Genomic DNA, 19,191 nt, shown 5'->3' on the forward strand with positions numbered 1-19,191 from the left:
GGCGGGGTCAGAACCCGCCCCTACCCGAACGCCCTCACCCCCAGCCCCTCTCCCGCGCAGCGGGCGAGGGGAGCGTAGAAGTGTGGTCTATGGCTTCCTGATACCATAGACGGTAGGTTCGTGTTGATGTTCTGTCCACTCCTCCCCCCAGCGGGGGGAGGTTGGGAGGGGGGCGATACAGCTTCGTGGAAACCCTGCGCTGTCCGCTGGCGGGAGCAGCGAGCGTGGCTGGCGCGGCAGCATGGCTGCCGCGCTCCAAACCCTATGCCATGACAGCTTTTTATGAAATACGTTCTACTCCCGCCCCGTACAACATCCGGTGCCAACCGATCATTCCTGATCCGCCAGCAAGCGGAACCCGGCCTGCAACCGAATATCGGCGGCCGAGCGCCCGATCAGGACGTGGAATTCGCCCGGTTCGGCAATCCAGCCCGGCACCGCTGGATCGTAATAGCTCAACGCCTGCCGATCAATGGTAAACGTCACCGTCGTCGTGGCGCCCGGTTCGAGTTCGACCTTGGCAAAACCCTTCAGCTCTTTGTCGGGACGCACCAGACGAGCGGCAACATCGTGAACGTAGAGCTGTACCACCTCCGTCCCGGTTCGCGAACCGGTATTTGTTATGTCAACACTCACCGTCAGTGTCTCGTCGGCGTGCATTGACTCGGCGGAAAGACGAAGGTTGCTGTAGGCGAATTCGGTATAACTCAAGCCAAAGCCAAAGGGGAAGAGGGGTGTAACCCCTTTGCGGTCGTAGTAGCGATAACCGACGAACAACCCTTCCCCGTAGAGCACATGACCGTTTTCGCCGGGGTAATTGATGTAGGCCGGATTGTCAGCCAATCGTCGCGGGAAAGTGGTCGGCAGACGGCCACCCGGATCGGCATCGCCGAACAGCACAGCGGCAATTGCATGGCCGGCTTCCTGTCCACCATACCATGCCTGCACCACGGCAGCGACCTCATCGATCCAGGGCATGCTGAGCGGCGAACCGGCATTGAGAACGACGATTGTGCGTGGATTGACCGCCGCCACCCGACTAATCAATTCATTCTGGCGGCCAGGCAGCTCCATGTCAACGCGATCAAAGCCCTCACTCTCCCATTCTTTGGTTAGACCGGCAAAGACGATGGCGACATTCGAGCGCGCTGCCAGCGCAACCGCTTCTTCGATAGGATCGCTCGCGCCGGCTACCAGCAAGCCAACCTGCCAGCCACGCCAGTTACCGGCTCGCGGCCAGCGGAATTCGACCCGCAGACGATAGCGCCGATTTGCCTCTAATTGCACTATCTGCCGCTGATCGGCACCATCCATCAGATCTTTCGCCCACAGATCGATCACCAGTTCGTCATCCAGCCAGAGGCGCACCTGCCCGACGCATGCCAATCCCAGATGATAACGACCACTCTGCGGCAGAATCAGATCACAGGTCGCACGGGTCGAGAAGACCGGCGTCGTTAGATCGGCAATTTGGTCGCCAAACCAGCTTGCCTCCAGCGTGTTCAGGTGTTCGCTCCGCACTACTGCCCCTTCCAGATCGGGATTGGCAAAGTAGTCAAGCCGGGCGCCGGGCCGGTCGGTATTGGGAAGGCGGAGCCAGCCGGTTTCAAGGTTGGGGAGGCGACGGAAGATCGGGCAGCCGATAGCATACTCAACGACACAACCGGCACCGGCCCGCTCCCGAATACCCTGGAGCGGCGTCACCACGTAGTGGGGAGCGACTTCAGAACTACCACCACCCATGATAGCAGCCCAATGCGCATTTGCACCAATAACGGCAATCGTTTGCGCTTGATCAGGGTTTAGCGGCAAGAGATGCTGTTCGTTCTTCAAGAGCACCATCGACTCGACGCCGACCTGTCGGATCAGGGCACGATGACCGGGGCGATCAACACCCTGTTCCGCTGACGGGGAGGGATTTGCAAAACCACCGACCCGCTCGATAGTGCGCAAGAGGCGCCGTACCTTATCGTCGAGTTCAGCCTCACTCAGATCACCTCGTTCGAGCGCAGCCATCACGTGTTCGCGACTGAGCCAACGCGCCGGCCCCGGCATCTCGATGTCAAGCCCATTGTAGACCGCTCGCTCGCTATAGGTACCGTACCAGTCCGAAATGACCATGCCGTCAAATTGCCATTCGCCCTTCAGGATTTCAACCAGCAAGCGCCGATTCTCGCTGGCCCACACCCCGTTGATGCGATTGTAGGCCGACATCAACGTCCATGGACGCGCACGCTGCATCGCCATCTCGAAGGGTCGCAGATAGATCTCGCGCAGCGGACGCTCGCCAACGTCAGAGCTTATGCTGAAGCGCTCGAATTCTGAGTCGTTGCAGACAAAATGTTTAATACAGGCACCCACACCCCGGCTTTGCAGACCGTTGATATAGGCAGAGGCCATCACGCCGGTAAGGTAAGGGTCTTCGGAAAAGCACTCGAAATTGCGCCCGGCCAGGGGTGAGCGATGGATATTCACAGTTGGGGCGAGCAAAATATGCGCCCCTTTATCTTTGGTCTCTTCGGCGAGTGCCTCACCAACCTGCCGTATCAGTTCCGGGTTCCAGGTTGCGCCCATCGCCACCCCAACCGGAAAACAGGCTGACGTCGGCACGCCATTGCGGCTAGCACCGCGAGCACCGTTCGGACCATCAGTAACCTTGATCGAGGGAATACCCAGGCGCGGTATTGCAACGGTGTGCCATGCATCGGCACCGGCAAGCAGAGCAATCTTTTCGTCAAGGGTCAGGTGAGCAAGCAGTGTTTCTGGATCAACGAGCGTAGTCATAACCTTCCTCTGCATAGGCTGGCTTACGAGGCCGCACCAGCTTGATACACGCGAACATAATCAACCAGGAGCTGCTGGGGAAAGATGGTTGTTTCGTCGGGGTACCCCGGCCAGTTCCCGCCGACGGCTAGATTGAGAATGAGAAAGAACGGATGATCAAATACCCATTCACCCGGTACCTGTTCACGGCGCAGGGTGTGGTAGAGTTGATCATCGACGTACCAGCGGATCTCGTCGGCTTCCCATTCGACAGCGTAGATGTGAAAATCAGCCGACAGATCCACCGCACTGACAAAGGACTTGGTGATCGCATTTCCACCAGAATAGCCCGGGCCGTGTACCGAACCATAAATAACGGTTGGGTTACCGATATTTTCCATAATGTCGATCTCACCACAGTTGGGCCAGCGCGCAGTAGCGATGTTATCGCCCAACATCCAGAAGGCCGGCCAGACACCTTTACCGCCAACCGGTAGCTTCATGTGCGCCTCGATCCGACCATACGTCCAGCTCTGCAGATAGTGGGTCTTGATGCGGGCCGAGGTATATTCCCAGGCCATATACTCTTCATTACGAGCCTCGATGATCAAGACACCATCTTCAATACGGATATTCTCTGGCCGGTTGCTGTAATACTGCAATTCGTTATTCCCCCATCCCCCGGCTCCTTTGTCGAACAACCAGTTCTGGGGGTTGAGCGTCTCGCTCGCAAACTCATCACTCCAGACGAGGATCCACGGTGATGGGGTTGGTGTTGGTTCACCGATCACAGGCGTCGTCGGCATAGCCGAGCATCCAACCAGCAACAGACACACTACTCCCAGCCAGATCAGGGGTCGCCTGATTACACGCAGCAACGGTAAAGGCACGGTTTATAACCTTTCCAGGCCATCAAAGCGTCACAGAGGGCGACAAACGTACTGGTAAAAACTACCATCACCGGTCAGGGCGTCAACCCGAAACCGTAGGGAAAGAGCGGCGGCCCATCACCGCTCCCCACTGGCAACTGATCAAGGCTGCGCGGCCACGTGACCGGCAAGCGACCACGAAATGGCTGATCGCCAAAGAGCACATCGGCGACACCGGCCCCTTCGCTACCGGGGAGCCACACCATCACCAGCGCATCCCACTTCGGCAGTTCATCGGTCACCAGCAGTGGGCGTCCGGCGACCAATACCACGACCAGGCGGGCACAGGCTTCTTCCATGCGCCGTAGCACACGGTTCTCGGCAGGGGGCAGACTAAGGCTGGCGCTATCGCCTCGCCCTTCAGCGTATGGCAATTCACCAACGACAGCGATGCAAACCGCGTCGGCTGCACCCGGATCACCGGTGAAGCGACCGTGTTGGTTGTATTCAACGACCGTTTGTGGCGATACTGCCGCCTGAATGCCTTCCAAAATGGTCGTGCCCGGAATAATTGGGCCGGTACGCCCCTGCCATTCGATTGTCCAGCCCCCGGCCTGGATGCCGAGATCGTGGGCTGCCTGACCGCCGATATAGAGATGGCCAATCTCCTTTGGCAGTGGAAGCAGATTGGCGTCATTCTTCAGCAACACCAGCGACTGCGCGACCGCAGTCCGGGCCAGTTGACGATGCTGAGCGCTCCCGATCTGATCGGACAACGCTGTATGCGCGAATGGCTGTTCAAACAGACCCATAGCGAATTTGACGGTCAGAATGCGACGTACCGCGTCATCAATTCGCTCTTCACTCACTGCCCCACGTTCCACCGCTCGCGTCAGTGAGGCGATAAAGCGGTGGGCATCGTAGGGCACCATATTCATATCGATACCGGCATTGATCGCAGTAATAACTGCCTGATCGTAATCAGGACTGATCTGATCGATAGCTGCCCAATCAGAAACCACAAAACCGGCAAAGCCAAGTTCCCGTTTGAGCACATCTGTCAACCAGTAGGAGCTGGCGTGCATCTTCTGCCCGTTCCAGCTCGAATACGAGGCCATAATCGTCTGGGCACCCGCTGCAATCAGGGCCTGATAGGGTGGGAGATGGACGGCTCGTAAAAAGGCTTCGTCGCCGAAGGTTTCTCCCTGGTCAAGTTGATAGTTCTCGGTTGTAGACGATCCCCAGGCGGTACCGCCATCACCGAGGAAGTGCTTCGGGGTACCGATCACACGATTTGGGGTTGCGATGTCAGGTGCCTGCAAACCGCGCAGAAACCCACTGGCTAGCGCAGCAACGTGATCTGGCCGCTCGGCGTAGCCTTCATAGGTGCGTCCCCAACGCACATCCTGCGGCACCATCACTGCCGGCGCATAATTCCAAAACACCCCGGTTGCCGCCATCTCCAGCGCGGTCGCCCGGCCAATCTGTTCCATAAGCTGCGGATTGTTGGCCGCGCCCAGCCCAATGTTATGCGGAAAGATCACCGCCCCGTAGAGATTATTGTGCCCATGCACCCCATCAGCACCGTAGATGAGCGGAATGCCGAGGCGCGTGCTGAGTGCCGCCTGCTGAAATTCATTGACCATCGCCGCCCAGGCTGCCGGCGAGTTCTCTGCTTGAGGATAGCCGCCACCACCGCTCAGCACCCCACCAATAGCCAGATCGCGCACCAGATCGGGCGTCAGACTATTCTTCTCGATCAGCGTCATCTGCCCGATCTTCTCGGCCAGGGTCATGCGTTGGAGCAGATCATTCACCCGTTCAGCAATTGGCGCCGACGGATCGCGGTAGGTTACCACCGTGGCAGTTGGTGGTGGCGACCCTACCGGCACCTGACCGCAGGCAGCAATAAAGATTGGTAGCAGCACGAGCACAAGCACTGGATGGAAATGCATACTACTTCTCGAAATTGGTAATCACCACACCTTCAAGGAAGATGCGTTGGGCGAAGAAGAAGACGATAATCGGAATAACCGCCGAAATCAGCGACGCTGCCTGAATCAGATTGGTCGATTGCGAATACAGATTGTTGAACGCCGTCAAGCCCACCGTGATCGGAAACTTATCGGGATGACCGGCAAGATAGATCAGGGGACCAAAAAAGTCATTCCAGGCCCAGAAGAAATGGAAGAGAGCCACGGCAGTCAGGGCCGGTCGCGACATCGGCAGAATGATCGAATAAAAGATGCGGATTGGACTGGCGCCATCGATCATCGCCGCTTCTTCCAGATCACGCGGGATCGAGAGGAAGAACTGGCGCAAGAGAAAGACGTTAGTGCCCCACGAGAAGAAGGCCGGAACAATGAGTGGGAGCCATGTACCAACCCAACCAATCTGCAAGAAGACAAAGTAGGTTGGGATCAGGGTAACCGCACCCGGCAGGATCACGGTTGAGAGCATGATCATAAAGAGGATTTGCTTGCCGGGAATGCGGAAACGGGCAAAGCCGTAGGCAACCAATGCTGCCGATAACACTGCGCCAAAGGTTGTGACACCAGCGTAGGTTATCGTATTGCGCAAAAGATTGGGAAAGTTGATCGTATTCCAGGCGCGGACAAAATTATTCCACTGAATATCAAGCTCCCACGTGCGCTCAAGCTGTCGCCACTGGCCTTCCCACTCGATCACACCCGCCTCTGGATTGTTCGGATCGATAAACTGACTCCGCTGCCGACCGGGCCGGTAGAGTGCCAGTTCACGCATCTCACCATCGATGGGCACGAGATAGACATCGTAGCTCTTCCCTTCATACTCGAAGGTGCGTTTACTCGCCGGCCACCAAGGTGCGCCACTCTCGGAGATTTGATTGTCGGTCTTAACGGCGGTCGTGATCCCATACACCATTGGGATGAGGAACAGACCGAGCACAACCAGGGTCAGGCCGGTAAGCGCAATGCGGGTGAGAGCGAGCCGTGCCGTTTTAGAAAGCGAACGCATGGGAACGTATTGTGTGCGTACCATCACCGTTCCTCCGTTGTGTAAAAGACCCAGAAGCGTGCCGTGCCAAAGAGCACAATCGTGATAATCATGGCGATGATCAGCATCAACCAGGCCAGGGTCGCCCCATACCCCATGCTGAAGAAGGTGAACGACTGCTTGTAGAAGTAGACCATGAAGAAGCGGGTCATCCCTTCAGGAAAGCCGGTACCATTGTTGAGCACAAATGGCGCGAGGAAATACTGTAATGAACCGATAACGCCCAACACGACCTGGTAGAAGATAACCGGTGTTATCAGAGGAATGGTGATGAAGATTAAACGCTGAAACCAGTTCGCCCCATCGATCTGAGCCGCTTCGTAGAGTTCACTCGGCACGCCCTGTAGACCGGCCAGGAAGATGATCATCGCATTTCCGACACCCCACAACCCGAACATCGTGTAGGCGTAGTAGACCAGATTGGGATCGGCCAGCCAGCGCAACCCCTGCGTGCCGGTTGCCCGAATCCCGGTCAGGCGTTCAATCATAACATTGATCCAACCGGTCTGTTCGTTAAGCACGCCATTCCAGATCAAGACTGTTGCGACCAGCGGGATCATCGTCGGCATGTAGAAGAGTGTGCGATACACACTCTTGCCCAGCACGTGCTCCGAATTGAGCAAAATCGCCAGAAACAGCGCAAAGAGGAGCGAAATCGGCAACGAGATGGCCGCAAAGTGGATGGTACGGCGTAGCGACAACCAGACTTCCTGATCTTGAAACAGCGCCCGTTGCCAGTTGGCAAAGCCAACAAATCTAGCCTGATCAGGAACTGCTGGATTGAAATCGTACAACGAGAAGCCAAACGATGCGATCATTGGCAAGAGGTAGAAAGCCAGAAAGCCGATAATCCACGGACTGATAAAGAGCAGCCCCCAGCGGATCTCTTTTTTCTCAAGCTGGCTTAACTTTCGCCGCTTCGTTTTGGCAAAAGTACCCCTTAGAGCTTCACTTACGTCAGGAACAATCGCCATAACAACCTCCTGGGGGAACCATCGATCCTGTCTTTAGCGCAGGATCGATGGTCTGAAACCAATACTCACTTCGCCGCGCCGAAAATCTTCTGTAAATCGGCTTGCAGTTTAGCTACTTCAGCCTCGAAATCGGCATCAGGTGTATTGGCAAGGTAGTTCCAGAACTCGTTATAGCGATCCGTTGTCTCCTGGAAGCTGGGCATCCAGCTCTCGTGGTTCGGATTATCGGCGTAGCTCATCGCTTCCACCACCACATCCCAGTTAATGTCGGTCTTGTTGGGGAAGCTGGTCTGGTTGTACTGGGTGAAGTAGTCGGATTGAAGCGAGAGACGGGCCGGCATACCGCCATAGATGGTGAGCAATTCACTCACATGCTCTTTGCTGAGCATGTAGGTCAATACCTCGAAGGCTTCATCAGGTGTCGGGCAGCCCTTCAGGATGCCAAAGGTATCGGCGTGCATCTTGGCCGTAATCGTCCCGTTATAGCTCGGTGTGGCCGCCAGATTCCAATCGAAATCAACATTCCCCAGTGCCCATGGTGCTACGTACCACATATGGATGTGGATCATCGCCAGGTTGCCCGACGAGAAGGGGCCACCAGGGCCTTGCAGGAAATCGGCACCACCGTAGGGACCATTCGGAATAAACCAGTCTTTCCACCAGCCGTCATACGTCCACTTCCAGGCCGCCTTCCAGTGGTCGGGAATCTGCGCATTGCCATTGTCATCGACCAGCGAACCGGCTCCGAAGAAGGTGCCAATGCCACGAGGGTCAGTCCATTGATTCATCCAACCGAACTGAACGATCTTCTCCGGGTCAAAATCGGGTGAGGTGGCATCATTACCATTGGCATCGACGGTCAGCTTCTTTGCCAGTTCGGTCAGCGTGGTCATGTTCCATTCATGCTCAACACCATTCTCATCAACCCATGGCGCACCATGTTCGGCAGGTGGATACGGCAACCCCGCCTCGTCAAACAGGTCTTTGTTGTAGATGATGAAGGAGGGGAAAATCGCGAACGGAATGCCGAGCTGGCCCTCTTCCTTCACCTGGTAGAACTTCACCAGATTGGGATCGAAGTCGCTCAGGTCGTAGTTGTACTTGTCGATCAACGGCTGAAGATCAAGCCAGGCACCCTTGAAACTGTCGCGTCCGCGAATACCCACCGGGCCGACGAGACATGGAGCATTACCGGCAGCAATCTGGGTGGCCAGGGTATCGAACGCAACGTTGTTGTCAACAATCTCGATCACCAGTTCAATCTTATCCTGACTGGCATTGAAGCGCTCAACAAAAGCGTTCTGCGCCGGAATTGCCCCTTCATCTGAACCGGCTCCCAAACCAACAAACCAGCGCACTTTGGTACGCCCACTGGTAGCAGCCTGGGTAGGAGCAGACGCCTGCGTTGGGGCCGGAGCCTGAGTTGGTTCAGTAGCAGGAGCGGTAGTTGGCTGGGCGGCGGGGGTTGAAGGACTGCTGCCACAAGCAGCATTGAGGATCGTGGCGAGAATAAATGTGACGCTAACGAGCAGGACTTTAAACGACTTCATCTCATTTCCTCCTCTGGAACTACTACACCATTGTGTTGGACACAGGTCGGGGTACGAGTTTTGCAATGTGGCGGTATCTTCACCCCCTTTCCGAGTCGCGAATGCAACTTTCACGAATGATCAGCTCGGTAGGCAGAATAACCCGCTGTGGCGCAGGTTCGGGAGAAGCGACAATCAGGTGATCGAGTAAGAGCCGGGCAGCGGTCTGACCCAGTTCATTGATCGGCTGCCGAACGGTCGTTAACGCCGGTGTCATTGCTGCGGCGAGCGGAATATCATCGAATCCGGTCAACGCAATATCACGCGGAACAACCAGATCGGCAGCACGCAAGGCTTTGAAAGCGCCGAGCGCCATCATATCGCTGGCCGCAAAGACGGCATCGGGCAGCGGATCAAGCTGCAAGAGCATCTGCATCGCCGTAAAGCCACTCTGTTCGCTGAAATTACCCTCGACGACGAGTTCAGGTTGTACCGGTAATCCGGCAGCGGTCAACCCTTCACAATACCCGGCATAGCGATCTCGTCCGGCAACGATATTCATTGGCCCGGTAATGGTTGCGATCCGGCGGTAACCTCGTCGGATCAGGTGCTCAACCATCATGCGCGCACCGTGACGATTGTCTACATCAACATAGGGAATAACCGGATGTGCGCTGATGCGCCCAACTGACACCACCGGAAGCGTTTCTTGTTGTAGCCATTGTGTCAGAAACTCATCTTCGATTGCCGATGCGACAATCGCACCATCGAGAAAGCCGCGCCGACCAATATGACGGTAGGGATTGCCGGTTGTATTAGTCGCCAGCTCTAGCATGATCGAAAATTCCCGCGCATTACAGACATACGCAATGCCTTCGATCAAGAGCGGAAAGTACGGATCGGCGAACAGGGTATGGATCGACTGCGGAATAATGATCCCAATCACCTGCGACCGACGGCTGGCCAGTGAGCGTGCAGGAAGGTTTGGTTGATAGTTCGTTTCGCGAATAGCCTGCCAGACCCGCTCGCGCACTGCCGGGTTCACATGCGGATGATTGTTGAGAACCCGTGATGCGGTTGATCGCGAGACTCCGGCCCGCCGGGCAATTTCGTCAAGGGTGATATGCATATCTGCCACCACTCACTGGGAACGCTTCCAACTGACCCTATAGTACAAAAAAGGGTTGGGTTGGCTTTTCAAAAAGCGCGAAGCACTTGTACAAAACCGTGAAAGCGCTTCCAGTTATACGTTTACTCATCGTTTGCAGGTGGTGTGCTGCCCTACAGCGTCGGGGTTGTGGCGATGCAACGGTGGGTGCGATGAATAGATCGCCCTGACAGGGACGGGGATGCAGGTCGGCGAAGCCAGCGGGGTATCGGGCGGCGGGTTGAAACCCTGCCTCACTTCCTGGCCACCCCTGCGGGGTTGCCTCGCGGCGGGGTGGGGTGCCAGGCGAGAGAGGACGGCGGGTTCGCTCAATCGGCGGGTACAAACCCTGCCTCGCGGCGGGGTGGGGTGCCGGGCGCCTGAGCGGGCAGGTTAGCGGGTCGTGACTACCCGGTCAGGATTAGTCCCAGGTTCGTAGATCGACGAACGGTTTGGCATCGGCTGGCAGTTCACTAACCAGCTCTACTCGACAATGCAGTTTCAGCGCTTCGTGGAGCGCCTGCGCGGCACTATCACGGAGATGCGCAGGATCGGCATCGACGGTCGGTACAATCCGACAGATCAGCTCGTCGCGGTGATTTTCACGCACCACAACCGCCTGATACGCCTGCAAGCCGGTCGTGCGCCGCATCGCCTCGGCAATATGCCGGGGATGAACAAATAACCCTCGCACCTTGACACTCTCCCCACTCCGACCGAACCACCCTACCAGGCGCGGGGTCTGAATGACGGTCGCGGTCGTTGGCTCCATCAACGCAGAGAGGTCGCCAACCGCAAAGCGGATCAGGATGTAGTCGCGGCGGAAGAGCGTTACCACGACTTCACCAGTCTGCCCAGGAGGTACCGGTTCACCGGTATTCAGGTCGCAAATCTGCACCAGAGCGTCGTCAGGCAGGTGCCAGCCTTGCCGCTCTGGGCCGTTGTAGCCGAGGTTTCCTGTCTCAGCAGTCCCGTAACCGTCATACACCAGAATGCCGTACTGCTCTTCAAACAACGCCCGCAGTGATGGCGGTAACGGTTCGGCAGCGACAAAGGCTTTATTCAGCGGCCAGGTGCGCGGATCGTAACCTGCCTCAACCGCTCGTTCGAGCAAGGTTTTCAGATAGCTCGGCAGGCCGGCATAGGCAGTCACGCCGAGGTGGGCCATCACCTCGATTTGCTGAGCCTGATTACCAACCCCGGCTGGAATGACCGCACAACCAACCGCCCGCGCACCCTCTTCAAACATCACGCCGGCAGGCGTCAGATGATAGCCAAAACAGTTGATCACAATATCATCAGGGCCAAAACCGGCGGCCCGAAACGCTGGTGCCCAGCGCCACGGGTCTGGTTCATCAGACTCAGGATCGTAGATTGGGCCGGGAGATTGAAAAATGCGGCGCAGTCGTGATAGGGGCACCGTGAGCATGCCACCCAACCGTGGACCTTGACGTTGCAATTCCACCAGTTGTTCTTTGCGCAATATCGGCAGCCGGCTCAAATCGGCGGTGGTCTGAATATCAGAGGGCGTCAAGCCGGCAGAGTCCATACGATGACGGAATGCCGGCGAATGCTCATAGCCAAACGCAACAATCTCACGCACTCGTTGATCAAAACTAGCGTAAAATGCCTCAATATTCATACCATCCTCATATTATGGATAACCCGATCAGGAGAGCCAGCGCTTGCGGCGCTTGTAGTGTTTGACGTCGCGGTAACTCTTACGACTACCGATCTCGTTTAAGCCAAGATAAAACTCGCGCACATCGGCATTATCTTTCAAATCGTCTGGCGATCCATCAAGCACAATCCGTCCGTTCTCCATAATGTAGGCATGATGAGCGGATTCCAGTGCCAGTCGTGCATTTTGCTCAACCAAAAGAATCGTTGTTCCTTGCTCGCGGTTGATCCGTCGGATGATCGCGAAGATTTCGGCAACCAGCAGTGGCGCCAGGCCGAGCGACGGTTCATCGAGCATAATCAGTTTGGGATGCGCCATGAGTGCCCGCCCAATTGCCAGCATCTGCTGCTCACCACCACTGAGAAATCCGGCAACCTGATTGCGCCGCTCTTTCAAGCGTGGAAAGTAGTCGTACACCAGCGCCAGATCGTCGGCGAAGCGGCGGAATGACTGGGTATAGGCGCCGGCACGGAGATTCTCTTCGACCGTCAAATGCTCGAAAACACGCCGTCCCTCCATCACCTGAAAGATGCCCATCCGCACAATCTCGGCAGCATCTTTTTTGTGGATCGGCTGGCCCTGAAACAAAATCTCACCATCGGTCACTTCACCGTTTTCCGGCTTGAGTAGCCCCGAAATGGCTTTGAGGGTTGTGCTTTTGCCGGCACCGTTGGAGCCGAGCAAGGCTACAATCTGACCTTGCGGTACCTCAAGCGACAACCCCTTGAGCACCAGCACCACATCGTTATAGATAACTTCAATATTGTTGAGTGTCAGCATATGCAAGAGGGCAACCGCAGCGATTGCCTGCTATGAATGACCGGTGTGTCATCAGCAGACAACACACCGGTCACCGACAACTTACCGCGCACTGATAAAGTCGGTAATTGCGACCCACCGGCCATTCTCGACCCGGAACATACGGGTTGACTTCACACCAGCATGATCGGTGGGGCTGAACTGCACCGGCAGTGTTACCCCTTTGGTGTCGATAGACCCCATCGTCTCCAGCGTATTCTTGATATTCTCGCCGGTCAGCTCTTTGCCGTCCGCCAGTGTGCGCTCGATACCGGCCACCAGGATCGACATCGCCGTCCAGCCCTGGACAAAGGTGCTGTCGGCACCGCCGTAGTCAATATTCTTCTGGCGGGCGTAATCGAGGGCCACCCGCGCTCCTTCCGCCTCATAGTTGAAGGGCACCACACCAACAACACCTTCAGCGTCGGCCCCAGCCTGCTTAATCAAAATCTCGTTTGCGCACCAGTTGAGGCAGACGAATTGCACGTCGTAGCCCAGGCTCTTCGCATTCTTGATCGCCAGTGCCGCCGGGCTAGAGACGTTCTGCAAGAAGATGTAGTTGGCACCGTAGTCGCGAATCTGGGTCAATTGTGGCGTCAGATCGGTTGCACCGCGGGGTGAAGGCACCTCCTGCGGGGTGTCAATGCCCTGCGATGTGGCAAAGGCTGTACCATCGGCCAGTGGCGAACGCCCAAAGGGGCTATCGTTAATCAGATACGCAAATTTCGGCATACCGCTATTGCCCTTCGCCTTCCAGTCATCAATCGCCCACTTCATCGCAATGATCAACTGGTCAGAGTAGGTCGGCGCAACCAGGAAGTTGTAGGGCGTTTCAGACGGATTGGCCAGCGTCGCCGAGTATGAGGCCGAGATAAACGGAATCTTGTCTTCGGTAATCTTGGGACGGAGCGCTTCGGTATCACCGGTACCCCATCCTGAGAAGACCAGCACCTTATCCTGGGTTACAAATTGCGTATACAACTCTTCCGCACGCGGCACCTGATACGAATAGTCTTCGCTCACCAACTGCAAGCGCCGTCCGTTGATACCGCCCTGTTCATTCTTCCAATCAATAAAGGCAATCTGTCCACGGGCATAGGGCGTTCCTACGTCGGCTGTTGCACCGGTCAGGTCAAAAATCGCGCCAATCTTGATCGGTTCACTACTCGCACCCCCACCTCCGCCGGTACCGCCGCCGCCACATGCTGCCAGCATCGTGGCGACCAACGCCATGGCGATCCACCAACCGAACGTGCGTTTCCACCTGTGCATGCCATCCTCCTTGCTACAAACCTCAATAACTGAACGGCCATAGCCGGAAATAATCCTTGACATTGCGCCACATCTTAACGATGCCTTCCGGCTCGAAGATGAGGAAGAGGATGATTGCCAGACCAAAAGCACCCTGCTGAATATACGGCAGATACGAGTTGATGTCAGGAACGATGCCACTCAGCGTGCGGGCCATATTCGAGAGAAAGGCCGGGAGCAGGATCATAAACGCAGCACCGTAGATTGATCCTGAGACGCTCCCTAAACCGCCAATAATAATCATTGCCAGATAGAGAATGCTGGTTTCAATCGTAAACCGCTCCCACGAGATCACGCCACGGTAGTGCGCAGTCAGTGCACCGGCCAGACCGGCGAAGAATGAAGACGTGGCGAAGGCCAGGAGTTTATAGCGAAAGAGATCGACACCGATCACCTGGGCCGCAATGTCTTGATCGCGGATCGCAACAAAGGCACGTCCAGTACGGGTTCGGAAGAGATTGCTCACGAAGATGATCGTCAGAATCAAAAAGGCGAGGCACACCCAGTAGAAGGCGAAGTCATTGTTGCCGAGCCACTCCATTGGCAGGCCGAAGAGATTATTGGTCGCCCGCGGTAACGAAAGTGACTCGCCGATACCGAGCAGTTTACCGTGGGTAAGGAGCCAGATGATAATCTCTTGCGAGGCAAGGGTGGCAATCGCCAGATACAAACCTTTCAGGCGCAGCGACGGCAGGCCGAAGAAGGCGCCAACTGCCGCCGTGAAAAAACTGGCGATAGGAATAGTCAGCCACATCGGGGTGCCAAGATTCACGGCCAGCAAACCGGCGGTATACGCCCCTACCGCCAGAAAGCCGCCATGCCCGATGCTGATTTGGCCGGTGTAACCGACCAGGATGTTCAGGCCGATAGCACCGATGGCAGCGATGGCAATCGTGTTGGCTAGATTGAGCCAGTAGCGGTCGGCAAACCAGGGAAAGATCAGTGCTGCCACCAGAACGAGGACAATCCGAATCCGTTGCGGCCAATAGGGGCGCAGACTGACATCACTGGCATACGTGGTATGAAATGTTCCGCTCTGCATAGGCAATCCTGTCTGTATAGTCTGTATCCCCTACACCCGCTCGATGATGCGCTGTCCGAAGAGGCCGTAAGGACGTACCAGCAGGATAAACAAGAGGATGATGAACGGCACAACCTCACCGACCCCCCATTCGGGAGGCAGATAGCCACCAGCGAACGATTGCAACAGTCCGATAATCAGCCCGCCGATAATTGCACCCGGAATGCTATCGAGGCCACCGAGGATCACAACCGGAAAGACGATCAAACCAACCCGGGCAATAGTTCCTGACACACCACCGAAGATGCTCATCAGCAAAATACCACCGACTGCGGCGGTAATTGCTGCAATGGCCCAGGCCACGGCCCATACCTTCTTGACACTGATGCCCATGCTGAGCGCCGCCTGCTGATCATCGGCTACCGCACGCATGGCAATGCCATCACGGCTATAGCGGAAGAAGAGGGTTAAGATCACGAAGAGCGTAATAGCCAGGAAAAACGCCCAGAGGCGATCCACGCCAACATTTGCCCCCAAGATGGTGACCGTATCGGTGGGTAGAAATTGCGGCGCCGGACGTGGCGTGACCCCCCAGATCGCGCCAACAATCGCCCGCAGCAGCGATGATAGACCGATGGTGACCATAATGACCGAAATCGCCGGCTCACCGATCATTGGGCGCAGCACCAACTGCTCGATGAGCACACCGGCAACCGCTGCCAGCACCACGGCCAGTACCACACCTGCCGGCCACCAGAGACCAAACTGCTCGACCATAGCGTAGGTCAGGTAGGCACCGATCAACAACAATTCGCCCTGCGCAAAATTGATCACGTCGCTGCTTTTGTAGATCAACACAAAACCGAGCGCGACCAGCGCAAAAATGGCACCGTTTGCAATCCCACTCAGGGCAAGCTGAATAAACCGATCCATGCCGCTCTCCGTTGCCTTAACTAACGAACTGCCATCCGCGACGGTGATGCTGCCAGTGTCGTCGCTGGATCAGCTATCTCTTCGATCCGCAGGCGCGTCTTGATCAGCGCGGTTCGCCCATCCTGATAGGTGATCGTGGTCTCGATTTCAAGTTCGTCCTGATCACTGTAGAGCGCATCGACAATCTCTTGATAACGTTGGGCGACCAGGCGACGGCGCACCTTACGGGTGCGGGTCAGCTCACCATCATCGGCATCAAGCTCCTTGTGCAACAGCAAAAAGCGGCGAATCCGCGCTGCCGGAGGTAAATCGGCATTGGCACGTTCAACATCTTTGCGGATGAGTGCGTACACCTGCGGCTTCTGCGCCAGATCGGTATACGTCGTGTAGGAAATCTGAGCGTTCTCGGCCCATTTACCGACATTCGCGAAATCGATATTGATCATCGCAGTCACGAAGGGCCAGTCGCCACCGAAGACCACCGCCTCTTTGATGTACGGGCTAAACTTGAGTTTATTCTCAATAAACTGTGGCGAGAATTTGGTGCCGTCGTGAAGCGTCATTACATCTTTGGCTCGATCAATCACGATCAGATGGCCATCTTCATCAAAATAGCCGGCATCGCCACTGTGCAACCAGCCATCTTCGAGCGCTTCTGCGGTTGCCTCCGGGTTTTGATAGTATCCAACAAAGACAGAGGGGCTTTTGACTAGAATTTCGCCATTTTCGGCAATCCGAATCTGGGTATTTGGCAGCGGTGTGCCCACGGTTTGAAACTTAATCTGCCCATCACGATGGATGACGCTCAGGCCAGCACTTTCCGTTTGCCCATACACCTGTTTCAGATTCACCCCAATCGCGTGGTAGAAGCGGAAGACATCAGGGCCGAGCGCGGCACCGCCAGTGTAAGCCCGTTTGAGGAAGCGCAGGCCAAGATGGTCTTTAAGCATCTCAAAGACCAGCAGGCGCGCCAACCCATAGCGCAGGCGCAGCCAGAGATCGGGCTGTTTCCCGCTGAAGCGGGTATCGGCCATCTCGTACCCCTGGCGCATTGCCCACTCGAAGATCGCCCGTTTGAGCGGAGTCGAGTCCTGAATCTTCACCTGCACCTGCGAGAGCATGTTCTCCCAAATCCGCGGTGGCGAGAACATCACCCGTGGCCCAATCTCACGAATATTCTCTTGCACGGTACTGGCTGATTCCGGGAAGTTGATGGTAAAGCCACACTGCATACCGGCAGCCACCGTCACCATCTGTTCCCCCACCCAGGCCAGCGGGAGGAAGCTGACAAACTCATCATCAGGGCCGAGCGGATCGACAGAGAGCAGACCGGCACCCTGGCTGATCATGTTGCGATGGGTCAGCATGGCCAGCTTCGGCTTGCCGGTGGTACCGGAGGTGGTCGAGAGGATGGCTACGTCATCAGGTTTACCGGCAGCGAGTTCAGCCTCAAACAGACCCGGATGCTCGCGATCATACGTCCGGCCAAGCTCTTCAATAGACGGAAAATCGGCGAGGTAGGGCTGGCGATAATTGCGCATGCCTTTCGGTTCGTAATAGATAACCTTCACCACCCCTTCCAGCCGCGGCCAGATTTCGATGATCTTATCGACCTGCTCCTGATCCTCGACCACGATCACCCGTGCGCCGGCAGCCGAGACGATGTAGTAGACCTCTTCGGCAACCGAGTCCTGATAGACCCCAATCGACATCGCACCGATGGTTTGGGCCGCGAACTCGGCGTACAACCATTCAGGACGGTTATCACCGAGAATGGCAATCACATCGCCACGCCGAACGCCCAGCGCGTGTAATCCCATTGCGAAGGCACGCACGTGTTCAGCAAACTGCCGCCAGGTTACCGTTTGCCAGATGCCATAATCCTTTTCGCGCAGGGCCACCTTATCACCAAAACGTTCCGCGTTCTGAAAGAGGAGCCGTGGTAGAGTTGTCTCCGGTATCTGTATCATCGTCTCACCCGATAATGACATCGCCAGTTTCCGCCGGTATATCGCCCTGGTTATACTGTCGGCATCGCGTGTTCACGGCCAAGATAGGCATCGATCACCTTCGGATCACTGCGCACCTCAGCCGGGGTGCCATAGGCGATCAGTTGTCCAAATTCAAGCACAGCGACCCGATCACTGATGTCCATCACCACACCCATATCGTGTTCGATCAGGACAATCGTGGTACCGTATTCCTCGTTGATATCGAGGATAAAGCGAGCCATATCCTCTTTTTCTTCGTTATTCATGCCGGCCATTGGTTCGTCGAGCAGGAGCAGGCGCGGATTCATCGCCAGCGCTCGCCCCAGCTCGACCCGCTTTTGCAAGCCATACGAGAGCGTCCCCACCATCTTCTTGCGGATCGACTGAATTTCGAGCAGATCAATGACTTGCTCAACAAATTCGCGATGCTCAACCTCTTCCCGTTGGGCGCGCCCCCAGTAGAAACCGCCACTGAAGATACCGCTGCGCATGTGGATGTGACGACCAAGCATCAGGTTGTCAACCACCGTCATATGGCGGAAGAGTTCGATGTTTTGGAATGAACGGGCAATGCCGAGGCGAGCAATCTGATGAGGCGGCAGGCCAATGATATTACGGCCTTCAAAACGAATGTGCCCTTGCTGAGGACGGTAGAGACCACTGATGCAATTGAGCAGGCTGGTTTTGCCGGCACCATTCGGGCCGATGATCGCCTGGATCATGCCGGGGTAAATGTTAAACGTAACCGACAATAATGCACGTACACCACCGAAGCTAAGCCCCACATGATCGATCTCCATTTGGGGCGCCGGTAGTGTTGCCGAATCACGATGCGTCATGCGATCCTCATTGATAATGCACGAAACAACTACGCACCGCCAAACCGAATCAATGACCAGATTATATTATGATATGTCTACGATGACCGATTAACTACTCTTATATCAGGTGGGGAATATTCTAAACTTATTATAACGAAGATTGAAAGATCGCGCAAATACTCTGTGGAACAGTGGTGAGAACCGGCTTAAAGATCAAACAGACTAGAACCTGTTTCAAAAATGTCTGATAGCAGTTACCTCATTCATTCCTGACTGACGCTGTGATCTTGACGAACACACCCGAATTTGTGTGACCA

The 19,191-nt window shown here is 56.0% G+C and carries 14 protein-coding genes; all 14 read right to left on the reverse strand.

From position 1 onward, the window contains the following. Positions 1 to 330: 330 nt before the first annotated feature. The gene (locus VAE57_RS01500) at positions 331 to 2,784 is read right to left on the reverse strand and encodes a glycoside hydrolase family 3 C-terminal domain-containing protein (RefSeq protein WP_322820146.1); all 2,454 of its coding nucleotides are present in this window, start codon (positions 2,782 to 2,784) and stop codon (positions 331 to 333) included. A 23-nt stretch (positions 2,785 to 2,807) separates the two neighbouring features. After that, on the reverse strand, positions 2,808 to 3,569 hold the full coding sequence (locus VAE57_RS01505; RefSeq protein WP_322820147.1) for a glycoside hydrolase family 16 protein: 762 nt from the start codon (positions 3,567 to 3,569) through the stop codon (positions 2,808 to 2,810). Positions 3,570 to 3,727: 158 nt separating this feature from the next. Then, positions 3,728 to 5,587, reverse strand: a complete 1,860-nt coding sequence (locus VAE57_RS01510) for a glycoside hydrolase family 3 protein (RefSeq protein WP_322820148.1) — start codon at positions 5,585 to 5,587, stop codon at positions 3,728 to 3,730. A gap of 1 nt (position 5,588) precedes the next feature. Then, positions 5,589 to 6,653, reverse strand: coding sequence for a carbohydrate ABC transporter permease (locus tag VAE57_RS01515; protein ID WP_322820149.1), 1,065 nt, complete (start codon positions 6,651 to 6,653; stop codon positions 5,589 to 5,591). Beyond that, complete coding sequence (locus tag VAE57_RS01520; protein WP_322820150.1) at positions 6,653 to 7,642, reverse strand: sugar ABC transporter permease; 990 nt, start codon at positions 7,640 to 7,642, stop codon at positions 6,653 to 6,655. The genes VAE57_RS01515 and VAE57_RS01520 overlap by 1 nt, the downstream gene beginning before the upstream one ends. A gap of 65 nt (positions 7,643 to 7,707) precedes the next feature. Then, positions 7,708 to 9,192 (reverse strand): ABC transporter substrate-binding protein, encoded by a 1,485-nt coding sequence (locus tag VAE57_RS01525; RefSeq protein ID WP_322820151.1) that lies wholly within the window; start codon positions 9,190 to 9,192, stop codon positions 7,708 to 7,710. A 79-nt stretch (positions 9,193 to 9,271) separates the two neighbouring features. Then, positions 9,272 to 10,300 carry a LacI family DNA-binding transcriptional regulator gene (locus VAE57_RS01530; RefSeq protein WP_322820152.1) on the reverse strand — a complete coding sequence of 343 codons (1,029 nt, stop codon included), beginning with the start codon at positions 10,298 to 10,300 and terminating at the stop codon, positions 9,272 to 9,274. Positions 10,301 to 10,739: 439 nt separating this feature from the next. Beyond that, on the reverse strand, positions 10,740 to 11,960 hold the full coding sequence (locus VAE57_RS01535) for a phenylacetate--CoA ligase family protein (RefSeq protein WP_322820153.1): 1,221 nt from the start codon (positions 11,958 to 11,960) through the stop codon (positions 10,740 to 10,742). Between the two features lie 27 nt (positions 11,961 to 11,987). Then, positions 11,988 to 12,779 (reverse strand): ABC transporter ATP-binding protein, encoded by a 792-nt coding sequence (locus VAE57_RS01540; RefSeq protein ID WP_322820154.1) that lies wholly within the window; start codon positions 12,777 to 12,779, stop codon positions 11,988 to 11,990. Between the two features lie 81 nt (positions 12,780 to 12,860). Continuing rightward, the gene (locus tag VAE57_RS01545) at positions 12,861 to 14,069 is read right to left on the reverse strand and encodes an ABC transporter substrate-binding protein (RefSeq protein WP_322820155.1); all 1,209 of its coding nucleotides are present in this window, start codon (positions 14,067 to 14,069) and stop codon (positions 12,861 to 12,863) included. A 22-nt stretch (positions 14,070 to 14,091) separates the two neighbouring features. Beyond that, a complete protein-coding gene (locus tag VAE57_RS01550) occupies positions 14,092 to 15,150 on the reverse strand; it encodes a branched-chain amino acid ABC transporter permease (RefSeq protein ID WP_322820156.1) in 1,059 nt (352 codons plus the stop codon). 30 nt (positions 15,151 to 15,180) lie between these two features. Continuing rightward, complete coding sequence (locus VAE57_RS01555; RefSeq protein ID WP_322820157.1) at positions 15,181 to 16,062, reverse strand: branched-chain amino acid ABC transporter permease; 882 nt, start codon at positions 16,060 to 16,062, stop codon at positions 15,181 to 15,183. A 20-nt stretch (positions 16,063 to 16,082) separates the two neighbouring features. Next, complete coding sequence (locus VAE57_RS01560) at positions 16,083 to 18,053, reverse strand: long-chain fatty acid--CoA ligase (RefSeq protein WP_322820158.1); 1,971 nt, start codon at positions 18,051 to 18,053, stop codon at positions 16,083 to 16,085. 29 nt (positions 18,054 to 18,082) lie between these two features. Further along, positions 18,083 to 18,892 carry an ABC transporter ATP-binding protein gene (locus VAE57_RS01565; RefSeq protein WP_322820159.1) on the reverse strand — a complete coding sequence of 270 codons (810 nt, stop codon included), beginning with the start codon at positions 18,890 to 18,892 and terminating at the stop codon, positions 18,083 to 18,085. Positions 18,893 to 19,191: the final 299 nt, after the last annotated feature.

Source organism: Chloroflexus sp., from assembly GCF_034434295.1.
Lineage (GTDB): Bacteria > Chloroflexota > Chloroflexia > Chloroflexales > Chloroflexaceae > Chloroflexus.

Bases quoted from the DNA above. Each gene is read 5' to 3' on its own strand.
- VAE57_RS01500 (WP_322820146.1), bottom strand. From the start codon at position 2,784: ATGACTACGCTCGTTGATCCAGAAACACTGCTTGCTCACCTGACCCTT.
- VAE57_RS01505 (WP_322820147.1), bottom strand. From the start codon at position 3,569: ATGCCGACGACGCCTGTGATCGGTGAACCAACACCAACCCCATCACCG.
- VAE57_RS01510 (WP_322820148.1), bottom strand. From the start codon at position 5,587: ATGCATTTCCATCCAGTGCTTGTGCTCGTGCTGCTACCAATCTTTATT.
- VAE57_RS01515 (WP_322820149.1), bottom strand. From the start codon at position 6,653: ATGGTACGCACACAATACGTTCCCATGCGTTCGCTTTCTAAAACGGCA.
- VAE57_RS01520 (WP_322820150.1), bottom strand. From the start codon at position 7,642: ATGGCGATTGTTCCTGACGTAAGTGAAGCTCTAAGGGGTACTTTTGCC.
- VAE57_RS01525 (WP_322820151.1), bottom strand. From the start codon at position 9,192: ATGAAGTCGTTTAAAGTCCTGCTCGTTAGCGTCACATTTATTCTCGCC.
- VAE57_RS01530 (WP_322820152.1), bottom strand. From the start codon at position 10,300: ATGCATATCACCCTTGACGAAATTGCCCGGCGGGCCGGAGTCTCGCGA.
- VAE57_RS01535 (WP_322820153.1), bottom strand. From the start codon at position 11,960: ATGAATATTGAGGCATTTTACGCTAGTTTTGATCAACGAGTGCGTGAG.
- VAE57_RS01540 (WP_322820154.1), bottom strand. From the start codon at position 12,779: ATGCTGACACTCAACAATATTGAAGTTATCTATAACGATGTGGTGCTG.
- VAE57_RS01545 (WP_322820155.1), bottom strand. From the start codon at position 14,069: ATGCACAGGTGGAAACGCACGTTCGGTTGGTGGATCGCCATGGCGTTG.
- VAE57_RS01550 (WP_322820156.1), bottom strand. From the start codon at position 15,150: ATGCAGAGCGGAACATTTCATACCACGTATGCCAGTGATGTCAGTCTG.
- VAE57_RS01555 (WP_322820157.1), bottom strand. From the start codon at position 16,062: ATGGATCGGTTTATTCAGCTTGCCCTGAGTGGGATTGCAAACGGTGCC.
- VAE57_RS01560 (WP_322820158.1), bottom strand. From the start codon at position 18,053: ATGTCATTATCGGGTGAGACGATGATACAGATACCGGAGACAACTCTA.
- VAE57_RS01565 (WP_322820159.1), bottom strand. From the start codon at position 18,892: ATGACGCATCGTGATTCGGCAACACTACCGGCGCCCCAAATGGAGATC.